This window comes from Rhodococcus sp. LB1 (assembly GCF_001583455.1).
Taxonomy (GTDB): domain Bacteria; phylum Actinomycetota; class Actinomycetes; order Mycobacteriales; family Mycobacteriaceae; genus Rhodococcus_F; species Rhodococcus_F opacus.
In genome coordinates this window covers 1-21,304 of the sequence record NZ_LTCZ01000026.1, presented here as the reverse complement: position 1 = coordinate 21,304, position 21,304 = coordinate 1, and the positions used below count along the sequence as shown (strand labels likewise).

Annotated in this window: 26 protein-coding genes; 12 read left to right on the top strand and 14 right to left on the bottom strand. The window is 65.6% G+C overall.

Annotated features, from left to right (window positions below):
- The first annotated feature begins 456 nt into the window (after nucleotides 1–456).
- From AZG88_RS05270 to AZG88_RS05250, 5 genes are all read left to right on the top strand, one after another.
- The gene (locus AZG88_RS05270; protein WP_061697115.1) at nucleotides 457–2,073 is read left to right on the top strand and encodes a peptide ABC transporter substrate-binding protein; all 1,617 of its coding nucleotides are present in this window, start codon (nucleotides 457–459) and stop codon (nucleotides 2,071–2,073) included.
- A 124-nt stretch (nucleotides 2,074–2,197) separates the two neighbouring features.
- Nucleotides 2,198–3,124 carry an ABC transporter permease gene (locus AZG88_RS05265; RefSeq protein WP_005248477.1) on the top strand — a complete coding sequence of 309 codons (927 nt, stop codon included), beginning with the start codon at nucleotides 2,198–2,200 and terminating at the stop codon, nucleotides 3,122–3,124.
- Entirely contained in the window at nucleotides 3,117–4,091 is a 975-nt protein-coding gene (locus AZG88_RS05260) for an ABC transporter permease (RefSeq protein WP_005248476.1), read from the top strand. Before AZG88_RS05265 ends, AZG88_RS05260 begins: the two co-directional genes overlap by 8 nt.
- Nucleotides 4,088–5,833, top strand: a complete 1,746-nt coding sequence (locus tag AZG88_RS05255) for a dipeptide ABC transporter ATP-binding protein (RefSeq protein WP_005248475.1) — start codon at nucleotides 4,088–4,090, stop codon at nucleotides 5,831–5,833. The genes AZG88_RS05260 and AZG88_RS05255 overlap by 4 nt, the downstream gene beginning before the upstream one ends.
- A gap of 31 nt (nucleotides 5,834–5,864) precedes the next feature.
- Nucleotides 5,865–6,614, top strand: a complete 750-nt coding sequence (locus AZG88_RS05250) for a hypothetical protein (protein WP_061697118.1) — start codon at nucleotides 5,865–5,867, stop codon at nucleotides 6,612–6,614.
- A 413-nt stretch (nucleotides 6,615–7,027) separates the two neighbouring features.
- On the opposite strand, the gene AZG88_RS05245 is transcribed toward AZG88_RS05250, so the two are convergent.
- Nucleotides 7,028–7,864, bottom strand: a complete 837-nt coding sequence (locus tag AZG88_RS05245; RefSeq protein WP_025431725.1) for an HAD family hydrolase — start codon at nucleotides 7,862–7,864, stop codon at nucleotides 7,028–7,030.
- 380 nt (nucleotides 7,865–8,244) lie between these two features.
- Between AZG88_RS05245 and ssd the strand changes: the two genes are divergently transcribed.
- The 5 genes from ssd to AZG88_RS05220 all read left to right on the top strand — a co-directional run bounded on the left by ssd (nucleotide 8,245) and on the right by AZG88_RS05220 (nucleotide 12,389).
- Nucleotides 8,245–9,330 carry a septum site-determining protein Ssd gene (gene ssd / locus AZG88_RS05240; RefSeq protein ID WP_061697114.1) on the top strand — a complete coding sequence of 362 codons (1,086 nt, stop codon included), beginning with the start codon at nucleotides 8,245–8,247 and terminating at the stop codon, nucleotides 9,328–9,330.
- Entirely contained in the window at nucleotides 9,327–10,529 is a 1,203-nt protein-coding gene (locus AZG88_RS05235; protein WP_025431727.1) for a TadA family conjugal transfer-associated ATPase, read from the top strand. The genes ssd and AZG88_RS05235 overlap by 4 nt, the downstream gene beginning before the upstream one ends.
- Nucleotides 10,526–11,317: a type II secretion system F family protein gene (locus AZG88_RS05230; RefSeq protein ID WP_061697117.1), complete on the top strand. Its 792-nt coding sequence runs from the start codon at nucleotides 10,526–10,528 to the stop codon at nucleotides 11,315–11,317. The genes AZG88_RS05235 and AZG88_RS05230 overlap by 4 nt, the downstream gene beginning before the upstream one ends.
- Nucleotides 11,314–11,901: a type II secretion system F family protein gene (locus tag AZG88_RS05225; protein ID WP_061697113.1), complete on the top strand. Its 588-nt coding sequence runs from the start codon at nucleotides 11,314–11,316 to the stop codon at nucleotides 11,899–11,901. Before AZG88_RS05230 ends, AZG88_RS05225 begins: the two co-directional genes overlap by 4 nt.
- 281 nt (nucleotides 11,902–12,182) lie before the next feature.
- Nucleotides 12,183–12,389, top strand: coding sequence for a hypothetical protein (locus AZG88_RS05220; protein WP_061697112.1), 207 nt, complete (start codon nucleotides 12,183–12,185; stop codon nucleotides 12,387–12,389).
- A 495-nt stretch (nucleotides 12,390–12,884) separates the two neighbouring features.
- Here the strand turns inward: AZG88_RS05220 and AZG88_RS51530 are convergent, their stop codons facing one another.
- From AZG88_RS51530 to AZG88_RS05210, 4 genes are all read right to left on the bottom strand, one after another.
- The gene (locus AZG88_RS51530; RefSeq protein WP_156517433.1) at nucleotides 12,885–13,412 is read right to left on the bottom strand and encodes a hypothetical protein; all 528 of its coding nucleotides are present in this window, start codon (nucleotides 13,410–13,412) and stop codon (nucleotides 12,885–12,887) included.
- A 7-nt stretch (nucleotides 13,413–13,419) separates the two neighbouring features.
- Entirely contained in the window at nucleotides 13,420–13,956 is a 537-nt protein-coding gene (locus tag AZG88_RS05215; RefSeq protein WP_061697111.1) for a hypothetical protein, read from the bottom strand.
- Complete coding sequence (locus AZG88_RS51525) at nucleotides 13,953–14,765, bottom strand: hypothetical protein (RefSeq protein WP_156517432.1); 813 nt, start codon at nucleotides 14,763–14,765, stop codon at nucleotides 13,953–13,955. The genes AZG88_RS05215 and AZG88_RS51525 overlap by 4 nt, the downstream gene beginning before the upstream one ends.
- Before the next feature lie 412 nt (nucleotides 14,766–15,177).
- Nucleotides 15,178–15,474, bottom strand: a complete 297-nt coding sequence (locus tag AZG88_RS05210; protein ID WP_082833238.1) for a hypothetical protein — start codon at nucleotides 15,472–15,474, stop codon at nucleotides 15,178–15,180.
- 212 nt (nucleotides 15,475–15,686) lie between these two features.
- Here AZG88_RS05210 and AZG88_RS55475 point away from each other — a divergent pair, with 212 nt between their 5' ends.
- A complete protein-coding gene (locus tag AZG88_RS55475; RefSeq protein ID WP_442971703.1) occupies nucleotides 15,687–15,950 on the top strand; it encodes a hypothetical protein in 264 nt (87 codons plus the stop codon).
- A 10-nt stretch (nucleotides 15,951–15,960) separates the two neighbouring features.
- On the opposite strand, the gene AZG88_RS05200 is transcribed toward AZG88_RS55475, so the two are convergent.
- Both AZG88_RS05200 and AZG88_RS51520 read right to left on the bottom strand, forming a co-directional pair.
- Entirely contained in the window at nucleotides 15,961–16,173 is a 213-nt protein-coding gene (locus AZG88_RS05200) for a hypothetical protein (protein WP_231913835.1), read from the bottom strand.
- 232 nt (nucleotides 16,174–16,405) lie between these two features.
- Nucleotides 16,406–16,546, bottom strand: coding sequence for a hypothetical protein (locus AZG88_RS51520; RefSeq protein WP_156517431.1), 141 nt, complete (start codon nucleotides 16,544–16,546; stop codon nucleotides 16,406–16,408).
- A gap of 350 nt (nucleotides 16,547–16,896) precedes the next feature.
- On the opposite strand from AZG88_RS51520, the gene AZG88_RS05195 reads away from it, so the two are divergent.
- Nucleotides 16,897–17,475, top strand: a complete 579-nt coding sequence (locus AZG88_RS05195) for a DUF6431 domain-containing protein (RefSeq protein ID WP_061697108.1) — start codon at nucleotides 16,897–16,899, stop codon at nucleotides 17,473–17,475.
- 82 nt (nucleotides 17,476–17,557) lie between these two features.
- On the opposite strand, the gene AZG88_RS05190 is transcribed toward AZG88_RS05195, so the two are convergent.
- The 7 genes from AZG88_RS05190 to AZG88_RS05170 form a co-directional block, all read right to left on the bottom strand.
- Nucleotides 17,558–18,286, bottom strand: a complete 729-nt coding sequence (locus AZG88_RS05190) for a phage major capsid protein (RefSeq protein ID WP_061697107.1) — start codon at nucleotides 18,284–18,286, stop codon at nucleotides 17,558–17,560.
- Between the two features lie 114 nt (nucleotides 18,287–18,400).
- Nucleotides 18,401–18,640, bottom strand: a complete 240-nt coding sequence (locus AZG88_RS53340; RefSeq protein ID WP_231913834.1) for a hypothetical protein — start codon at nucleotides 18,638–18,640, stop codon at nucleotides 18,401–18,403.
- Nucleotides 18,641–18,896: 256 nt separating this feature from the next.
- Nucleotides 18,897–19,103, bottom strand: coding sequence for a hypothetical protein (locus AZG88_RS51515; protein ID WP_156517430.1), 207 nt, complete (start codon nucleotides 19,101–19,103; stop codon nucleotides 18,897–18,899).
- A 76-nt stretch (nucleotides 19,104–19,179) separates the two neighbouring features.
- Nucleotides 19,180–19,338, bottom strand: coding sequence for a hypothetical protein (locus AZG88_RS51510; protein ID WP_156517429.1), 159 nt, complete (start codon nucleotides 19,336–19,338; stop codon nucleotides 19,180–19,182).
- 67 nt (nucleotides 19,339–19,405) lie between these two features.
- Complete coding sequence (locus AZG88_RS55470; protein ID WP_442971704.1) at nucleotides 19,406–20,245, bottom strand: helix-turn-helix domain-containing protein; 840 nt, start codon at nucleotides 20,243–20,245, stop codon at nucleotides 19,406–19,408.
- Complete coding sequence (locus AZG88_RS05175) at nucleotides 20,238–20,474, bottom strand: hypothetical protein (RefSeq protein ID WP_061697104.1); 237 nt, start codon at nucleotides 20,472–20,474, stop codon at nucleotides 20,238–20,240. Before AZG88_RS05175 ends, AZG88_RS55470 begins: the two co-directional genes overlap by 8 nt.
- 87 nt (nucleotides 20,475–20,561) lie before the next feature.
- Complete coding sequence (locus AZG88_RS05170) at nucleotides 20,562–20,822, bottom strand: hypothetical protein (RefSeq protein WP_061697103.1); 261 nt, start codon at nucleotides 20,820–20,822, stop codon at nucleotides 20,562–20,564.
- Nucleotides 20,823–21,304 lie beyond the last annotated feature (482 nt).

The window sequence follows — 21,304 nt, the reverse complement described above, 5'->3', positions numbered from 1 at the left end:
TCTTCGTCGGCGGCAGCCTGGAGGTCGGGGCCGGCGTTCGCCGTTGCGGTGAACTCGGGGCTCGGCGGATACACCTGCGGGACGGAATCAGAATGTTCCGACTTCTCCGTCGCTCCGCTCGCCTGTGCTGCACTGGTCATTGTGGCCCGGCCTTCTTTCCAGTCTCGAATTCGGCACTTCTAGCACGTGTGAGGGTAGTCACATGGTCCCCCGAGTGCACCGTTGCAGAGGGTTGCATGCCCATATTCTGCGACGATCGGTCGACTGGGCGCGACGGACGGCGATCGGGGGCGACGAGTGGAGCCCCCCGTGCCGACGATGTTTCGATCAGGTGCCGATTGCACGAGTTTCGCCCGTCGTGGCTACACAGATTGAAACGTTGACTTATCGTCATCCCATCATTCGGGCTGCGCCCGGAACCGCTGCCCGGAACCACGCAGATCTGGGAGGATCGTTTTGCGCATCACACGTGTGGCAGCCGCTGTTGTGGCGGTCGGCCTGGCAGCAGGGATGCTGTCCGCCTGCTCGTCCGGTGATTCGACGAGCGGGGGTGGTAGCGGAATCGTCAACGCCTGGGCAAGCGAACCACAGAACCCGTTGATTCCCACCAATACCAGCGAGAATCAGGGTGGCCGCGTCGTCGATTCGCTGTTCGCGGGGCTCGTCTCCTACGACTCCGACGGCGGGGTGAACAACGAGGTCGCCGAGTCGATCGAGACGACCGACGGCAAGAACTTCACCGTGAAGCTGAAGGACGGCTGGACGTTCACGGACGGCACGCCGGTCACGGCGGCCTCGTTCGTCGACGCCTGGAATTACGGCGCGCTGTCCACGAATGCGCAGATCCAAGCGTCGTTCTTCGACCCGATCCAGGGCTACGACGAGGTGGCCGCCGAGAACCCGACGGTGCAGACCATGTCGGGACTGAAGGTGGTCGACGACTCCACGTTCACGATCGAACTGAAGCAACCCGAGTCCGCCTTCCCGGACCGCCTCGGGTTCGCCGCGTACTACCCGTTGCCCGCAGTCGCGTACCAGGACATGGCGGCGTTCGGTGAGAATCCCATCGGCAACGGTCCGTACATGATGTCCGGCCCCGGAGCGTGGCAGCACAACGTCCGGATCGACACCGTCGTGAACCCCGACTACAACGGCAACCGTAAGCCGAAGAATGCCGGCGTCGACTTCGTCATGTACAACAGCCTCGACACGGCGTACACGGATCTGCTCGCAGGCAATGTCGACGTCCTCGACCAGGTGCCGCCGAGCGCGGTCACGACGTTCGAGACCGACCTGCCGGGCCGCACCGTGAACCAGCCGTCCGCGACCATCGAGACGTTCACGATCCCGGGCCGTCTGCCGCACTTCAGCGGTGAGGAGGGCACGCTGCGCCGCCAGGCCATCTCGATGGCGATCAACCGCGACCAGATCACCCAGCAGATCTACAACAACACCCGCACCCCCGCACTCGACTTCACCAGCCCCGCCATCGAGGGCTGGTCGGATTCGCTCGTCGGCAACGGCAACCTGAAGTACGACCCGGAGGCGGCGAAGAGGCTGTGGGCCCAGGCCGACGCCATCGCCCCGTGGTCGGGCAGTTTCGAGATCGCGTACAACGGCGACGGCGGCCACAAGGAATGGGTCGACGCCACCGCCAACAACATCCGCAACACCCTCGGTATCGACGCGAAGGGCAAGGAGTACCCCACGTTCGCGCAGATCCGCACCGAGGCCACCAACCGCACCATCCCCAGCGCGTTCCGTTCGGGGTGGCAGGGCGACTACCCGCAGCAGTACGGCTTCCTCGCGCAGAACTACCAGACCGGCGGCAGCTCCAACGACGGTGACTACTCGAACCCCGAGTTCGACCGGCTTCTGCGTGCCTCCGCGGGTGAGGTCGATCCCGACAAGGCCCAGGAACTGCTGAACCAGGCGCAGGAAGTTCTCCTGCGAGACCTGCCTGCCGTCCCGACGTGGTACCGCAACGCTGCCAGCGGCTGGTCGGAGAACGTGTCGAACGTGGTCATCGACTGGAAGGGCATCCCGATGTACTCCGACATCGAGAAGAACTGACGCACCGGAGATTCTTCGACGACGGGTGGGGCCGCGAGCTGTCAGTTCGCGGCCCCGCTCGGGAGTACGAGCCGAGGCTACGGATTCCTGACGTCACTGCTCCCGACGAATAGGAGGTGATCCGATGCTCTGGTACGTCGGTCGCCGTTTGCTCCAGATGATCCCGGTGTTCCTCGGGGCCACGTTCCTGATCTACGCGATGGTGTTCCTACTGCCCGGAGACCCGATTGCCGCGCTGGCCGGCGACAAGGCACTCAGCCCCGCGGTGGCGGCCCAACTCCGTGAGCGATACCACCTCGACGAGCCGTTCCTGACGCAGTACCTCCTGTATCTGAAGGGCATCTTCACCCTCGACTTCGGTACGTCCTTCTCCGGTCGCCCCGTCAGTGAGGTTCTGGCGCAGGCATTCCCGATCACCATCAAGTTGTCCCTGATGGCGCTCGCCATCGAGGGGATCTTCGGGATCGGCTTCGGCCTGTGGGCCGGACTCCGCAAGGGCGGCATCTTCGACAGTTCCGTCCTCCTCGTGAGCCTGGTGATCATCGCGATCCCGATCTTCGTCATCGGCTTCCTGGCCCAATTCTTCGTCGGCGTGAAATGGGGGTTGGTGCCTCCGACGGTCGGGGGCAACACCAGTTTCAAGAATCTGCTGCTGCCCGCGTTCGTCCTCGGGTCGGTGTCGTTCGCATACGTACTCCGGCTCACCCGGACGTCGGTCGCGGAGAACCTCACCGCCGACTACGTGAGAACCGCTACGGCCAAGGGTCTTTCGCGGCGCCGCGTGGTGCAGGTGCACGTGCTGCGGAATTCGCTGATCCCGGTGGTCACGTTCCTCGGCGCCGACCTCGCGACCCTGATGGGCGGCGCGATCGTCACGGAGGGCATCTTCAACATCAACGGTGTCGGCGGCACGATCTATCAGGCGGTCACCCGCGGTGAGGCGCCGACGGTGGTGTCCTTCGTGACAGTACTGATCGTCATCTATCTGCTCGCCAACCTGCTCGTCGACCTCCTGTACGCCGCGCTCGACCCGAGGATTCGCTATGTCTGAGAAAGTGGAGAACGAGTCGCCTCGGACGGGCGACCGGAAGACCCGTCAGGCGCATTTCGTGGCACCCGAAGAAGTGGCGGCGCCGGGAGAGACCGACGCCGTCCACATCGACCAGCCGCCGACGAGCATGTGGTCGGATGCGTGGCGGGACCTCCGCAAACGTCCGCTGTTCCTGGTCGCCACGGTGATCATCGTCGTGGTGATTGCCGTGGCAGGCTTCCCCGGTCTGTTCACCGGCACCGACCCCAGGTTCTGCGATCTCGCGTTCAGCATGCAGGGTCCGTCGGCGGGGCACTGGTTCGGATTCGACAAGCAGGGCTGCGACATCTACTCCCGCACGATCTACGGGGCGCGGGCGTCGGTGCTGGTGGGTGTCGGTGTCACGTCGATCGTGCTCGTCGTGGGCGTGGTGTTCGGTGCGGTCGCCGGTTTCTACGGCGGCTGGGCCGACTCGTTGCTGTCCCGGATCGCCGACATCTTCTTCGGCATCCCGCTCATCCTCGCCGCGATCGTCCTGATGCAGCTGTTCGCCGACCGCACCGTCTGGACGCTGATCGTCGTCCTCGCTCTGTTCGGGTGGCCTCAGATGGCGAGAATTGCTCGTGGCGCGGTGATCTCGGCGAAGAACAACGACTACGTGATGGCGTCGCGGGCGCTCGGGGTATCGAACGTGCGCACCCTCGTCCGGCACGTGCTGCCGAACTCCCTCGCCCCGATCATCGTGATCGCGACCATCTCGCTCGGCATTTACATCGTGGCCGAGGCGACACTGTCGTTCCTGGGCATCGGGCTGCCGTCCACCGAGATCTCGTGGGGCGGAGACATCAGCACGGCCCAGGTCACGCTGCGTCAGGGGTCGCCGATCCTGTTCTACCCGGCGACCGCGCTGGCGATCACGGTGCTCGGTTTCATCATGATGGGCGACGCTCTCCGGGACGCGCTCGATCCCAAGGCCCGGAAGAGGTGAGCGCGGTGTCCACGAACGAACCAGCCGGACCGCAGAATTCGGCCGACGAGGTGCCGTTGCTCGAGATCCGGGACCTGGAAGTGTCGTTCCAGTCCCATTCGGGGCTCGTGCCCGCGGTCCGCGGTGTCAGTCTCACGGTGTATCCGGGGCAGACGGTGGCGATCGTCGGTGAGTCCGGTTCGGGTAAGTCCACGACCGCCCACGCGATCATCAACCTGCTGCCCGGGACGGGCAAGGTGACCGGCGGTCAGATCCTGTTCGAGGGGCAGGACCTCGCGGAGGCGCCCGAGCGCGAGTTCGTCGCGCTGCGCGGTCAGAAGATCGGCCTCGTCCCGCAGGACCCGATGTCCAACCTCAACCCGGTGTGGAAGGTCGGTTTCCAGATCGAGGAGGCGTTGGAAGCCAACGGGATCGAGAAGGGAAAGGCTGCGAAGGCGCGTGCCGCCGAGCTGCTCGAGGAGGCCGGACTCGCCGACGCCGAGGACCGCCTGGGCCAGTATCCGCACGAGTTCTCCGGCGGCATGCGCCAGCGCGCCCTCATCGCCATCGGGCTGTCGGCCCGCCCGCAACTGCTGATCGCGGACGAGCCCACGTCGGCCCTCGATGTCACGGTCCAACGCCAGATCCTCGACCATCTCGACGGTCTCACCAACGAGCTGGGCACCGCGGTCCTGCTCATCACCCACGACCTCGGCCTGGCCGCCGAGCGGGCCGAGCACCTGATCGTCATGAGCAAGGGGCGGGTGGTCGAGGCGGGGCCGGCGTTGGAGATCCTGCAGCGGCCGCGCCACCCGTACACCCGGAAGCTGGTGGCGGCGGCGCCGTCACTGGCGTCGCAACGCCGGAGTTCTTCGCTGGCCCGGGCGGACATCCGGGAGCACGCCCTCGAGGTGGTCGGCGAGGCCGAACAGCACGGCGAGATCGGCGTCGAGTTCGGTAAGGCCACCGACGACGTAGTCGTGGCCACCGGGCTGACCAAGGTGTTCAAGATCCGGCACGGGCTACGGAAGTCCACCGACTTCACCGCCGTCGACGACGTCTCGTTCGCGGTCCGCCGCGGGACGACCACGGCCATCGTCGGCGAGTCGGGGTCGGGTAAGTCGACAGTTGCGCAGATGGTCCTCGGGCTTCTCGCGCCGACGTCGGGGAATGTCGTGTTCGACGGCAAGGACGTCGCGACGCTGGACCGCCGGGAGACGCTCGCGTTCCGTCGCCGGGTGCAGCCGATCTTCCAGAATCCGTACGGCACGCTCGACCCGATGTACTCCATCTTCCGCACCGTCGAGGAGCCCCTGCGCACCCACAAGGTGGGGACGAAGGCGGAGCGGGAAGCGCGGGTACGCGACCTGCTGGACAAGGTGGCGCTGCCGGCTTCGGTGATGCGGAGGTTCCCGAACGAGCTGTCCGGTGGCCAGCGGCAGCGGGTGGCGATCGCCCGGGCGTTGGCGCTGCAGCCGGAGATGGTGGTGTGCGACGAGGCGGTGTCGGCGCTCGACGTGCTGGTCCAGGACCAGATCCTGACGCTGCTGAACGACCTGCAGGCGGAGCTGGGGTTGACGTACCTGTTCATCACCCACGACCTGGCGGTGGTGCGGCAGATCGCCGACGACGTGCTCGTCATGTCCACCGGCGCGATCGTGGAGAAAGCGACCACGGATGAGGTCTTCACGTCCCCGAAGGAGGAGTACACGCGGAAGCTGCTGGATGCGATTCCCGGCGGATCGATCCGGCTCGGCGCCTGACGCGGGACGGCGCCGGGTAGCGTTCCGGTACGTGAGCGACCCGTTGCAGCCCCTCGTCGACCTTCCCGGCGTCCGCGAAGCCGCGGACCGTGCGCGCGACGCGCTCGGTGCGGTTCACCGTCACAAGACCAACCGGCGCGGCTGGCCGACCACGGCGGCCGAGGCGGCGGTCCGGGCGGCCCGCGCCTCGGCGTCGCTGGACGGCGGCAGCACCGAGTTACCCGCGCCCGGCGAGGCCGGCGACCCGATTCTGTCGGGGGCGCTGCGGGTCGGGCAGGCCCTCGACGGTGATGCCCTCACGCTTCTGCAGTCCACCTGGCAGCGGGCACCCCTGCAGGCCCTCGCGCGGCTGCATCTGCTGGCCGCGGCCGATCTCGTGGAGGATCAGGAATTGCTCGGCAGGCCACGTGCCGGGTCCGGCGTCGCGGAGCGGCTCGACGGTCTCGCCCAGCTCGTGACGGGAGGAACAGCTGCGCCCGCGCCGGTTCTGGCGGCCGTGGTGCACGGGGAATTGTTGACGCTGAAGCCGTTCGGGGTCGGTGACGGTATCGTCGCGCGCGCCGCGTCACGTCTGGTTTCCGTGGCGAGCGGGCTCGATCCGCACAACCTCGGGGTCCCGGAGGTCAGCTGGTTGCGCCGGCAGCAGGCGTACCGCAACGGGGCTGCCGCGTTCGCGTCGGGCGAGCCGGAGGGTGTGGGCAGCTGGGTCGTCCTCTGCTGCGGCGCTATGGAGGCCGGAGCCCGGGAGGCCACGTCGATCGCGGAGGCCGCAGCGAGTTAGCCGAAATCTCCTGTGTTGCAAGAAGTTCCCGAACATGTGAAACGGGCGGCGCTGCCGACTGCTGTCGACTTCGCCGCCCGTTAGCACGGACAACCGGTTACCAAGCGTGCAATGTGGGTTGTGTGGGTGGCCTCGGCGAGAGTCCGAATATCGTCGGGTCGTCCTTGCAACCTGTGCAGGGTCCTTGCCGGTGAAGACCCGAGTCTCGCAGGCCCACAACGCTTCTGCCCTTATAGTGGCTTATGCTTCGCGTGGGTACCTAGTGCCCGTGCTGGGAATCCTGGTCGGGAGATCGATCCTTCTCTTCTGGGTCGACCTTGGCCTTCCGTTCTTCCGTAACTCCTTTGTACCCCGTGACCCCCCTCACAGCAAGTATCAAATTCGGTTTGTGACCGTGTCGCGGGTTGCGGCGGTCAGCGCTTGCGGCGCAACACTCCATACGTGAATGCGCCCGCGACCAGGGCCCCGACGCTCACCGCCGCCGTGGTCGCGACGGTGGTGGCGGACGGCGCCTGGAGGCGTGCCCGGAGGGAGACCGGGTTCGAGAAAGTCAATATGGGCCAACCGTTTCCGGCCGCAGCCTTCCGCAACGCCCGGTCCGGGTTGACCGCAGTCGGGTGGCCGACCGCGGTCAGCATCGGGAGATCGGTCACGGAGTCGGAGTAGGCGTAACATGCCGACAGGTCGTAGTGGTATTCGTCGGCCAGTTGCCGCATCGCGTCCACTTTGCCTTCGCCGTAGCAGTAGAACTCCACCTCGCCCGTGTAGAGCCCGTCCGCGACCGCCATGCGGGTGGCAGTGCTGCGTGTGGCGCCGAGTGCGTCGGCGATCGGCGCCACCACCTCCTCGCCCGACGCCGAGACCACGATGACGTCGTGGCCGCGCAGCTTGTGGTCCGCGATGAGGTCGGCGGCCTCGGCGAACACCAGGGGGTCCACGATGTCGTGGAGGGTTTCGGCGACCACGGACCGGACCTGGTCGACGTTCCAGCCCGCGCACATGCTCGTGAGGTAGGCGCGCATCCGCTCCATCTGATCGTGGTCCGCGCCCGACAGCAGGAACAGGAACTGCGCGTAACTGCTCTTGAGAACCGATCGGCGGTTGATCAGGCCCTGGTCGAAGAACGGTCTGCTGAACGCGAGGGTGCTGGATTTCGCGATGATCGTCTTGTCGAGGTCGAAGAATGCGGCAACCCGACCTGTCTCGGTGTGTCGACCTGTCTTGGCACTTCTCTGTGGCTTCGCGGTCACAGTTCCCAAGGATATGCGGACTTCGGGTGGGGTGGGGGCTCGTATGAACGGCCGGAGGAAGGGTCTTTCGGCACTATCGACACGACGGAACGTTCAACAGTTGAACTTGCAAATACTGATCGGGGGAGGTGTAGTATTGCTGATGTTCGGATTTGATCCGGACGATGTTCAGCCCGACCCCCCGGGGCTGAACACTGACGACCCTCGCCTCCTCCCCCCCTGGCGAGGGTCGTCCTCTGTCTGCGGCAGGTTTGCCGCCTCTCCCGAATCGGAACCCGAAATTGGTGCGGTAGTACCAGTTTCTATCCACAGGGCCGAAGTTGTCCACAGTTCGAGCCGAGCCCCTTCCAGCGGTCTCCGGCAGCGGGCACGCTCGCTGCATGGACGCAGAAGGCGGGGGTGAAGTGCTGGTTCTGGTCGACGACCCGGCGCTGTTGCACAGCATCAGGCGCGTGGCGGCAGCGGCCGACCGGGCGCTGAACGAGGTCGACGTCGCCGACGCTCGGCACGTCTGGGGAAGTGCCCCGATCGTCGTGCTCGACGCACGCGCAGCCGCAGCGTGCCGCAACCGGCTCCCACGCCGGCGCCGTGTGGTGCTGCTGTGCGACGGACCGCCGGGCATCGACGAGTGGCGGATCGCGACCGCGGTCGGTGCGGAACACGTGCTCGCGGTGCCCGAGGACGAGTCGGCGCTGGTCGCCGTGCTCGGCGAGCAACCTCAGCGTCCCGAGGCGGACGGAACCGTCGTCGCCGTCGTCGGTGGATGTGGCGGGGCGGGCGCCTCCACACTGTCGGCGGCGACAGCCCTCACCGCGGCATCGCGACCGCAGCCCACGCTTCTGCTCGACACCGACTCGTGGGGGTCCGGCCTCGACGTGCTGCTGGGCATCGAGGACGTGCCCGGACTGCGATGGTCGGGTCTGTCGATCGAGGGCGGCCGGATCTCCTCGGGTGCGCTCCGGGACGCCCTCCCCGCCCGCGGCGACCGGCTGCGGGTGCTCGCCTGCAGCAGGACCGGGCACGGCGCCGGACCGACAGCGGCCGCGGTCCGTGCGGTCACCGATGCCGGCCGCCATGCGGGCGATCTGGTCGTGTGCGACGTTTCCCGGTTCCCCGGCCCGGTCACGGAAACCGTCCTCGAACTCGCCGATCTGGTGGTCCTCGTCGTGCCCGCGACCGTCCGGGCCTGCATCGCCGCGGGAAAGGTGTCGCAGTGGATCACCGAGAGGAACCCCAACCAGGGACTCGTGGTCCGCGGCCCGGCACCCGGTGGGCTCCGCGGCGCCGACGTGGCGGAGGTTCTCGACCTGCCGCTGATCGCGTCGATGCGCGCCGAGCGCGCGCTCACCGGAATGCTCGAACACGGCGGACTCAGGCCGGGCCGGCGCTCCCCGCTGGGCGCCGCGGCAGAGGCGGTCCTCGACACGGTCGGCAGCAGACCGCGGTCGCGGGAGTGGGCGGCATGAGTTCCCTCGTCACCCCCGACCTGCTCGACCGGGTGCGCGAACGTCTCGCGCACACGTCCGGCGAGCCGACGCCGGCCACAGTCGCCGCTGCCATCCGCACCGAGTCCGGTGGCGTGCTCGGCGACACCGACCTGCTCGGGGCGCTGCGGGTGCTCATGACCGAACTCACCGGCGCCGGCCCACTCGAGTCGTTGCTGACGGAACCCGGAGTCGCGGACGTGCTCGTCACCGCGCCCGACCGCGTGTGGGTCGACCGAGGCCGCGGCCTCGAACGCGCAGCTGTCCGGTTCACCGACGAGGCGGCGGTGCGCCGGCTCGCGCAACGTCTCGCGCTGTCCGCCGGACGCCGCCTCGACGACGCTCAGCCGTGGGTCGACGGAAGACTGCGGGACGTCGGAAACGGCTCGTTCGGCGTGCGGCTGCATGCCGTCCTCGCTCCCGTGGCTCAGGGCGGCACCTGCCTGTCGCTGCGGGTGCTGCGCCCGGCCACCCAGGGGCTCGGCGCGCTCGTCGCCCGCGGTGCCGTGGCCGAGGCGGCCCACGACCTGCTGGTGAAGATCGTGCACGCGCGGCTCGCCTTCCTGGTCACCGGCGGCACCGGCGCAGGCAAGACCACGCTGCTGGCCGCGTTGCTGGGTGCGGTGGACCCGGCGGAACGGATCGTGTGCGTCGAGGACGCCGCGGAGCTGGCGCCGACGCACCCGCACGTGGTCCGGCTCGTGGCTCGGGCACCCAACGTCGAGGGCGTGGGTGAGGTGACCGTCCGGGACCTCGTCCGTCAATCCCTGCGCATGCGCCCCGACCGGATCGTAGTCGGCGAGGTTCGCGGCGCTGAGGTCGTCGACCTGCTGACGGCACTCAACACAGGTCACGACGGCGGTGCCGGAACGGTGCACGCCAACTCGCCCGAGGAGGTTCCGGCGCGGCTCGAAGCGCTTGCGGCACTGGGCGGAATGGACCGCTCGGCGTTGCACAGTCAGCTGGCCGCCGCCGTGCAGGTGGTCCTGCACGTCCACCGGGCCTCGAGCGGGGCGCGTCGGCTGACGCAGATCGGTGTCGTCACCCGCGACGAGTACGGGCACGTCACGATCGTGCCCGCCTGGAGCCACGACACGGGTGAGGGTCCGGCGGTGGATCGGCTCCGCCGCTTGTGTTCTCGCCGTGGACCGGTGGATTCAGGAACGGAGGTGCCGTCGTGATCGCCGGTCTGGTGGTGCTCGCCTGCGCGGTGCTGACGGTGCCGTCCGCGAGATCGCGGCCCCGGTTGCTCGCGGTGTCGGGCAGGGGAGGTCCCCGTCGCCGGTTGCGTCTGCCCTGGGTGGTTCCGGCGGCGCTGGCCGGCATTCCGATCATGTACGCACTGGGCGGACTGTGCGCGGTCCTCGCCGCGACGATCGTCTGTGCAACAGTGCGTTTCAGGTCGTCTCGACGCAAGGCGGCGAAAGCGAAGGACGCCGATCTGCGTGTCGTACTGTCGAGTCTCGAAGTGGTGACGGCGGAACTTCGGGTGGGCGCCCATCCGGCTGCTGCATGCCAGACGGCGGCCGACGAGTCCGCAGGCAGTGTGTCGGCAGCATTCCGGGCCGCGTCGGCGCGCTCGCGGCTCGGAGGGTCGGCCGCCGACGGGTTCCGGATCGCGGACTCCCGCGTCGGTACCGAGTTGGAGCGGATCGCCGATATCTGGGCGGTGGCCGACGCGCACGGTCTCGCACTGGCGGAACTGCTCGAGGCGGCACGGACGGACCTGTTGGGGCGCAGTCACTTCCGTCGGCGAACGGAGGCGTCGCTGGCCGGGGCGAGGGCGACGGCGACCGTACTGGCCGGGCTGCCGCTCCTGGGTGTCGGTCTCGGCCAGATGATGGGGGCGTCCCCTCTGACGGTGCTGTTCGGCGGCGGTGTGGGTGGAATCCTGTTGCTGCTCGGTGCGGGGCTGGTGTGCGCGGGCCTGTTGTGGACCGACCGGATCACCGGACGGGTGACGGGATGATCTGGTGTGCGGTGCTTCTCCTCGCCGGCGCCGTGCTGGTCCTCCCCACACCCAGATCGCCGGTGCAGCGACTGCGCGGCGACGGCGTCGGCCCGGGTGACGCGGCGTCCGCGGTGGACGACGGCGCGCGCCGCGAGGACCCGCTCGCGATCGCCGCGGCCTTCGACCTGCTGGCAGCGTGCCTGCGCGCCGGACTGCCCGTCGCGACCGCGGCGCAGGCCGTGTCGCGGTCGGCGCCCGCGCCGCTGTCGGAATCGCTTCGCCGCGCCGCAGACCTGCTGTCGTTAGGGGCGGATGCGGCGACCGCATGGGAGGTGGCGGCGTCGGACCCGGCCACTGAATCCCTTGCCCGCATGGCGCGCCGGTCGGCCGCATCGGGATCGTCGCTCGCCGGTTCGATGACGGAACTCGCCGCAGACGGCCGAATCCAGGTCGAGCATCTGGCGGCGGCGTCGGCAGAACGCGCGGGCGTGCTGATCAGTGGCCCCCTCGGGTTGTGCTTCCTGCCGGCATTCATCTGTCTCGGCATCATCCCGGTCGTCGTCGGGCTGGCCTCGCGGGTGCTGGACGGCGGGCTGTTGTGACGTATCGACACTTCCGGCGCAGAACCGCTGCGCCGGACACTCTGAAGGGGGAACACCATGGAACACGGAATCGGGGCGTTGGCGGGAGTTCGTGCCTTGGCGGAAGTTCGGGCCTTTGCGGGAGTTCGGGCACTGACGGCTCGCTTGACGCTGCTCGCGACGGACGAGGACGGTATGTCGACGGCGGAGTATTCAGTTCTCGCTGATTACTCCCGCAAGACAAGTGACCCCTAAGGTGTTGGAGCACCTGCGGGGTCTTGGTCACAACGGAGAGAGCCGTTATGAACAACCGCAGCATAGCTGTATCCACCGACGAGGCGCGCGACACGCTGATGACCAGCGACGTCCTCGACGCCCTCAGCGCCCATCTTGGCGCTGACCCAACCGGACACCTGGCGTTCCACCTGCTGTCGATGCTTGCCGTCGATCACCCCGGCGACCTTCTCGACACCATCGCCACAGCCGAACGGCTGTACCCGACCAGCTAACGACCCGTTCCGCCTCCCAGGGCGCAATCCCTGGGGCGCGGTGCGGGCCTTTGGCCTGCCGTCGTTCCAAGTGCCGCCCGACGCTAACCAGCGGCTCCCGGTGTTCTCAATCCCGCCAACCGGGGTGGGCGCTCCCGTAGTGGGTCTGGCCAGACGCCACGGGGGTCAGCGCCAGCCTGTTCGCACTCTGCGGATGGGCTACAGGTGCTGCCGTGACGCGGTAACGGGGCATGGTCCGTGGGAGCTCCGGGGAGGGGTATTCGACACCGGCACCCTTGGGTGCTCCTCGAGGTCGAGAGGAGCCCGCCGCCAGGCGGTCCGATACTCAAATGAGGTCGTGCGGTCAGCCTTATGGGGTAGGTTCCGCGACATGCTGGATCGGGGCGTTTCGGACACTCAAGCGTCCCCCTCCGCCAAATTCGCTAGCGCCTATTCTGTCGGCTGGATTTTGGAACAACGGGATTGGCCATTCAGGTGGGCCGAGCACAGCCGCCCTCAGCTATCGGTTGGGGAGACCTCGGTAGATTCGCCACTCGCAGACTCGACATCACCGTCATCCGAGTAACCGGGATCGGACTCAAAGTAGACGGCACGCTCCAGCACGAGCTTGCGTGCCGAGGCCCAAGCACCCCGGGCCTTCATCCCCGGGGATGCACTACGCATCAGAGCATGAGCTTTGCCGATGATCGCGTCATCGGGGTCTTCTTTCTCGATGATTCCGCCGCCGCCTTCTCGAAGATCGCGCACGTGGAATCTAGCGACTCCGAACGTATCCCAGTCATCAACAAGGTCGGCGGTCTGAATGCCGTGACGCCTGAGTAGGTATTCCAGATGTGCCGAGAGGCCGCCCTCTGGTCCCTTATCGCGAGTAGCGGCAGTGAACGCGCCAGGACCTAGACAGGTGGTTTCATGGATGCGGTCCAGGGAGAAGTTGTTTGGATCGCCATCCTTCTCGACCCGCCGATAAACTACAGCTTCGTTCGGGATGTCGGGGTCGTCATGTACCCACTCGATGCTAGTCACGACTTACTTAAACAGCCTGATTGCGCCAATTGGAATTGACAGATTCAACTTCCTTGGAGAACTGATTGAGGCTGTGCTTAAGCGCCTGCGTGTTGAGAGAATATCCGCTGCCCTCATAAGAATCATGGGCAACGTTTGACACAGACCACCAAAACCCCTCCGCTGGGAACACGTCGATCTCCATCGACATGTCCGCCGCCTTCCAATAGAAGATCACGCCTCCGTCGTCATGAGAGATTGTGGCATAGACGGTGTTGGACTTGAAAAGGAACCGGATAAGTTCGAGGGCATCTCGGGCAACTGCCGCTTTGATGAGTCCGCGCCGCTTCAACTGGCGCACATCTCTGCGAGCACGGCGCGCGGCGACGCCATAGCCGTAAAAGTCAACGACGGAGGAGCCGTCGTCATCCTCGACATACGGGTGCATCACTAGATCGGCAAAGACGACTGTCGCGATATCCCTGGTCAGCTGATCCTCGTCGAGAACATGCTGACGGACCCTGGGTCGCGTGTCCGCGAAGCACTCAGCACCGGCGGTTGTCATCGCTTCTCCTTTCCCCAGTTCTCCTTCATTGACGTGCTAGCGCAACGCTCAAAGTTGGTGATTAGTTCTCGATGGGCAGCTTGCATCAAACGTCGTGAACTGTCCAAACCAGATCTATCCTCAGGATCATCACCCAGTGGTTTCGCAATTACCTGAATTGTTAATTCCGCTTCTTGGGACTTCCGGTTGTCTTTGAGCCTCACGTACGAAATTGTGTCGGCGGACTCGCTGGAGTTCTCGAATCTGAAATTGGCACCTAAATACTTGGTCTCTGGGGGCATCTCCGCAACCTGAGCAGTGTCATTCCAGTCGGTGAGGTAGCCGCTCACCCAGTCGGGGCCGCGTACATCTTCAAGTGTGTTTGTGTAAACACATTCACAAGCATGCACTTCGAAGGAAGAGCCCATTTCTTCAATCGCAGCCGCAAATGTATCCAGCTTCTCATCGAGTTCTTGCGATAGTTTCTCAAAACCTGGGTACTGGCCTTCTGGCTTGTCTTCATCAAAGGTCCAAGACAGCGAGATCTGGTCGAACTGAATCCCGAGAACTCTCTGTAGAGAATCATTCGTCTGCTCAATTGACGACATCGCCCACCATTCACCTTTGGCGAACGGTGGGGTTACGGTTGGAAGCTGCCGTGGTCGACTCTTGAGTAAGCCCTGCCGCAAGACGGGATACTCCGTGCCCCACTTCGAGTTCAACGTGATCGCCAAGTTGAGATCGAAGTTCTCGATCGGCTCGACATAAACTCGCAGGACGGTATTCCTCACAGGGGGACGGCGATACTGCACGAACTCTCCCTCGGCCATGGGTACATGTTGTCACAGTGTGTGTGAGCCACGCCGCATTGGTTGCCAAAGTCATACCACCAGGTGTCGATCCGGATACCTCGGTGACCGTGTTACAGCAGCTCATCGGCTCCCGGCCTGGGCAGAGCTCAAGGAGTGTCGGTGCGTGTCAACGCGTGGCGGTAGTAGTCTGCGGCGCTGAGGCTGGCGGCGTTCATGACAGGAACGGCCAGGTTGGGGGTAAGGCCAGGCATGGACTGGTTGAGCCAGCCGGCCACTTGCCTCCGTAGCGACTGGTAATCGCTGGGGGTATACAGACCCTCGAGAGATCGGAGTTCGTCCGGGAGAAGGGCAGCCAGAGCCTCAGGGCTCGAGGCTGAGGGCTTGCGATTACGTCGCCTGGTTGGCGACATCCCAGTACCTCTGGTCATGGCTAGTCCTCCTCTGCTGGTGCGAAGTTGAGACGGGCGAGGAGCTGGGCCAGCAGCGCCCGCTGAAACCGAACCTCGGAGATCAGCGGATGGATGACCATTTGGCCGGCACTACCTCGAACGGTCAGTGGCTCGCTGGCGGTCGCCCGGTCCAGCTCGGCGATCGTGTCGGATACGCGGCAGGCGTGGGCGAGGATCTCGAGCTTGTGTGGCTCGTACTCCAGCTCGTACTCGTCCAGGACGGTTCTCCAGAGTTTCTGGCCTGCCGACCCGAAACCCCTCGGCATTCGTGGCCGCATAGCGTTTCAACTCCTTTATCTGAAGTAGGAAATAGGCCCTGATCAGGGCATCTGGTGAAAAAATCAGGTTTTGAAAACTGCACGTGATGGCTCAACCGCATAACCACCCGGTCAGGAAGGTGGGGTAGGGGGGATACCCCCTGGGGTGCCTGGTCCCGAAACACCCGTCGGCCTCTTTGCCTTTACCTAGTCTGACCTGCGATAATCCGTAGATGCGGATGAGAGCTACCCACCGAGTCGAGGGGCATCTGGCCGTCGAACTAGCACCTGAGGTGTTCCTGCTCGAGGGAGAGGATCGGTCACAAATGCGAGGGAGCCTCGCCAAGGCGTGTTCCCGCATCGAGGAGTACGACGGTGACGACACCGTCGAGGTGAGCGACAAACTCGCAGCTGAGGCCCCAGAGTGGAGCGCCAGGTGGGCGGCGAATAGTCGAAGGATCACAGCCGGGATGATGAAGTACCAAACGGGCACATAGTGAGCAGCCCCTAGCCGGTGGTGACTCGGCCTCGGCGGATGTCCTGCCACTGCTTCGGGCTGATGCCTGCCTCCATCGCCAACGTGCGGAGCTTGAACCTGAGTTCGAGGTATCGGCTGCATTCGTCGCTGAGGGCGACAGCCTGCGCCCATAGCTCATTGGTCAGCTCGGAGTCTCCGACCGCCTCACAGACCCGTTGAGTGTTCTCCAGTTCCTGTGCCACTGTTCGGCAGACAAAACAGCAGTACTTGCAGTTGTCGGAAGCTATGCGGGGGCATCCTTCGCGCTGGCATGGCTCAGAGTTACGGGGTTTGCGGTTGGTGGTCATAGGGGTCTCTCCTCGTTACGTTCGGCTGAGACGCCAGAAGGGCACCCCGTAGGGTGCCCGTCCAGCATCGGTATTTCAGTTGTCAGGGAACGGATTTAGGTCCATTCCGGGGGGTGTCAAGTTGCGATCAGGCAACGTCGTATCCGCGAACGACGCCGGGCTCGTTCAGGAACCCGAGACCGAGGCGCGACACCGCGCGAACCCACTGACCGTCCTGCTGGACGTTCGGGAACTTCTCGACCCGGGTGCCCTTGCGGACGACGAGCACGACATGCGCCTGCGGGATGCCCCAGAACTTGGTGTTCGCGTCGACCTGGTCGGAGACTGTTGAGCGCCTCTGCGTATGACGACCACGGGGCGACCAACCGTCACCCGTGATGCAGATGGGTTCCGGGCAGAGGGCCGATCGTCTGCATCGTCACCGTGCCGAGGAACGAGAACAGCCGTGAGGAGCGATGCCGGATCGGGCGGACAGGACCGCGCGGTGACGGCGGCGACGTCGTCGGCATCCGGCGTGACAGCGTGCCGTGAGAAGCGCTGCTACCAACACGAACCGGCCCCTGGTGCGATTGGATGTAGTCGTCGACACTGGTCCCACCATGAGCGGAGTCATCGGCTGTGATCGTCATACGCAGGCCCGAGGAGGCCGACACCCTTCTCGACGCCGGCACCATGCGATGCCCGCAGTGCCGGGGCACGGTGGTCCGGTGGGGACACGGGCGTGCCCGCACCGTCCGCTCGGTGGGCGAGACGACCCTGACCGTGCGCCCACAACGGGTGCGCTGCCGCGACTGCGGCGCCACGCACATCCTGTTGCCCACCGCGCTGCAGGTACGCCGGGCCGACAGTACCGAGGTGATCGGGAATGCGTTGGCCCACAAGGCGAAAGGCCTGGGGTTCCGGAGGATCGCCGAGCGGATGGGCCGCCCGGAATCGACCGTGCGCCGCTGGCTACGCCGCACTACCGGTGAGCATGTGCAGTGGCTGCATCGCCGGGGTACCGAGCGGCTGGTCCTCGTCGCCCGCGAGGCGTTCGGCACCATCCGGTACGTCGGGAATCCGCTCGGGGACGCGCTGTGCGTCCTGTCGGCGGCCGCGGTCGAGGATCGTCGCCGCTTCGGGTTCCCTGATCCGCCGTGGGACCTGATCGGGATCTACACACAGGGACGTCTGCTGTCCCCACCCCGCAGCGGCTGACAGACCGTGCCGTCCGGTCTTGCCGTGCCCGGGTGCGTCCGTCATCGTGCCGATCGTCGGAGTTCACAATGACGCACAGCAGTCACCGTGCCGACGAGCCCGTCAGCCTGCCGACGAACGGGGACACCAGCGTCTGCAAATTCCGTGACGCCATCGTCTGCATTCTCAGCGACGGCCAACAGGAGACCACGACCGGCAGGCCGACGACCTCGAGACCGTCCTCGACAAACTCGATCAGCGGCTGGTTCGAGCCGCTGGCGGTCTTGAGCTTGCTCAGCACCTCGGCCTGCTCCGGGGACATGATCCACGAGGTCAGATCCGAGCCGTTGACCTTGGCTGCGTAGCGAGCCGAGATGAACGGATCCAGGTTCGTCAGGTTGGCTCCGGTGTCCATGCCGGTGTAGCCGATAGAGAGCAGACCGTTCGGACCCTTGGCCGTGGTGTTGGCCAGGTACCCGCCGTCGATGGCACGAGTGATCTGGTTCGACAGACCGGCAGCGATCAGGTCCAGAGCTGCAGGCGTCGAGTCCTCGGCCAGTTCGTTGGAGATCGGGGTCAAGCCTGCGGTCTTGGTCGGGATGACCTCGACCTCGTCGGTCGCGCCGTCGGTCTCGGCGATGGTGTCGTTCTCGTTGTACCAACCGACGGCGGGGTCGGCGGTCCAGATCGGGAAGTTGATCTTGACCTTGTCGGTTCCCACGACCGTCGCGGTGCGAGCCGCGACAGAAGTTGCCTTCACGGCCAGGTCCACGGCCTTGCCATAGTCCTCGGGGGTGAACGCGTCAGCGGTATTCGAGTGCAGCATTGTCATGTGTGATTCCTTCAGATTTGTTGTGCAGCAATGGAAAAGGACCGATCACAGATCGGCCCTCGGATGCCTCGCGGAGGCGTGGTTGAGAGCGGGCCACAGACCCGCGCTCGAAGATCAGTAGGGGTGTTGAGGCGGTGCGCTGAGGAGGTCAGCGAGCGTCGGCTCGCGCTTGGCCTGCAGGCTCCCGCCGAGACCCTGCGACGGATCGAACGCGGGAGCGTTCTTCCGCAGACCGGGACGCTCAGTCAGGACGGCGTCGACATCAGCGGCCACCTTCTCGGGATCGACGTTGCCGTCGTCGTCGAGGTAGTCGGCCAGCTCGTTGCCAGAGAGCGAGAAGAGGTCGCCAGGCATCGCGAGATGCTCGCCAGCGACTCGCTCCACCTCTGCTCGCTGCATCCGTTCGATGCGGGCCTGAGCGGCGGTCAGCTCCTCGCGGGCTTCATTGCGCTCTACCCGGTACCGAGCTTCTTTGTTGGCCCGCTGAGAGCCGTTCTCAGCCTCAGGGGTACCCCGTGGTGCCGGAATCGGTGGAAACTCCGTCAGCGTTGCTCTCAGCGCCGGGAATCGGGGAGTCGGTTTCTTGGGTGCTCATGATTCTCTCCTTGGGCTATCGGTACCGGCGCATAAACAGCGCACGGCGTAGGTCGGTCTCTTCGATGTCGTCATCCAGCCCGAGCTGGCTGAGGATGACGTACCGGCGCGGATGTCCGTCCTCGAACCACGCGAGGTCTCCGGCCTCGTGGATGGTTGCGATGTAGTTCGCGGACATCCGCAGATGCCGCTGGAAGGCGGCTTCCTGATCTTGTGGGCTCATCGGGCCGACCTCCGGGCGTCCAGAACCATCGCGGCTCCAGCCGTGAGGTTGACCAGTACCCAGGCGACGTAGACGCTCATCCGTCGTAGCTCCAGTGGGTGACGGTCAGGCCATCGAACGGGTGGCCCTGGCCGGTGCCGAAGGTGACGACGGCCTCCGGGCCGACGTTCCAGACCCGTTCCGGGCCTCGCTGCTCGGCGGCTCGTACGACTGCCTCGGTCAGTTGGTTCTGCATGTTCTCTCCTCTGGATATGCGAAAGGCCACGACGCCGGTCGTGGCCCTGGTGGGTGTCAAGTTGTGGTCAGCTCGCGAACGGATCAGGGATCCGGCGGGATGCGGATGCAGGTTCGAGCAGGCGTGCAGCACGCTTCTCGCGTGCTCGTCCCTCAGCTCGCCATGCGGGCTCGCTGGCGAACGGGTCGGTACTCGACGACGGGGCCAGCGGCTGCAGGCCGACAGGCCGGTTCTCCTCGGGTGCCTCGGTGGCACCCGCAGATGCAGGTTCGGCCTGCGTGCTCTTGGCCGGCCGATCCTCCGTGGCCGGCGGATTGCCCGTGCCCGACGCACGGGCTCCAGTTGCCTCTGACCCTGCAACCGCAAGAGACCGGCTCTCATGGCCGGTCTCGTCCTGGTCCTCCTGATGGTTCGGTGACTGCCGAACCTCTCCTTGATCTGATCTATAAGGATCTGATCCGGATTTGATATCCGGATCTGATGGTGTCCACTCCACTGGACCAACTAGGTCCAGCCCACTGGACCTACTGGTTCGCTCCACTGGACCAACCTCGGGTAGTTGGTCCACTCCAGCGGAACTACCTCCGTTGCTGGATTGGTCCAGTCCACTGGACCTACTCGGAGCATCGGGAACCAGCTCGTAGACCGAGGCGCGGCCTGAGACGCCCGAGCCCCGACTCGATTGGGTGATCCATCCTCGAGCCTGCAGCGCCTTGAGCGCCTCGGATATGGCCGACTTGCTGTACCCGGTCTCGTCCATCAACCGCTTGAGGCCGGGGTGCGACTTCCGGCCATGCTCGTCCGAGTGGTCGAAGATTGACATCAGCACGCGAAACTCGGCACCGGTGAACTCGTGGCCGTGCGTGCGCTTGTGCCAGGTCAGCTTGGAGAACTTGTCATTAGGCATTGCGACCGGCCTCGAGCTCGACGATGCGCTGTTCGGCATCTCGCAACCGGGCCCGTAGGTTCCGGCTCTCGCTGTTCAGCTTCCGAACCTTCTGGGACCATGTACCGGAGCTGTCAGCCGTATGCAGCCGTGTCCGTAGTTCGTGGTTCTCGCTTCGCAGCTTGCGGACCTGTCCTTGCCAGTACGCAGGCAGCTCGTGGAGCTGGGCGGTCTCGGGGATGTTCGCCATCGGGTTACCTCCTGGGTTAGTGCGGCATCTGGCCGCGTGTGAGTTCAGCTCGGCCTCCAGGGCCTCGCGGTTGGGTTTCGTAGGTGGTCAGTCGGGGTGTGTGTCGAACGCACCGGCTGCGTAGGCCTCGGCCAGTTGCCGGACTACCTCGGCAGGCTCGACGGGTACGCCGTCGTGCTGGAAGTGGACGCCTGCGCTCTCGAAGGCGCGGACAACGGTCCAAGCTGCAGACTTGCCGATCCGTCGGCGCTTCTCGCGCTCGGACCTGCAGCGGCGGCAGTAACCGCCGTTGTCTCGGTCGGTGATTGATCGGATCTCGTGCCCCTGAGGGCACTGGTAGGTGGGCATAGTGCCTCTCTTTCAGCATGAGTGCTCATGTATTCTGGTCAAAGAAAAAGGGCCAGAACGTATTTGACGTTCTGACCCAAGGTTGAGGGTGCCCCTCGGCCTGCCCCAGACAGACCGAGAGGCGGTAACTCCCCAACAGGAGGCGGGACGGTTGGCCGCAGGCATAGGCCCGTCCCTTATCCGCTGACTCAGCGGATAACCCGAGGTCAGACCACCTCGGGAAGTTCAGGCGGTCGGTGGGAGAGGTCACCGACCGACCTCCGGGTGTTGGAAGGGACACCCGGAAGCGGGCGAACATCGACTGCAGGTCGATGCTCAAGCTCGCAAGCATGAAAGCCGCGCTTCAGGCGCGGCAGAAGAACCTGCGGTTGCAGGTTCATACTGATGACCGGCCCTCGAAGGCCGGTCTTAGAAGAAGGAGAAGCGCCTGAAGGCGCTGATGAGCCGCTTCAGGCGGCTCTTAGAGCGCATCTGAAAACTCG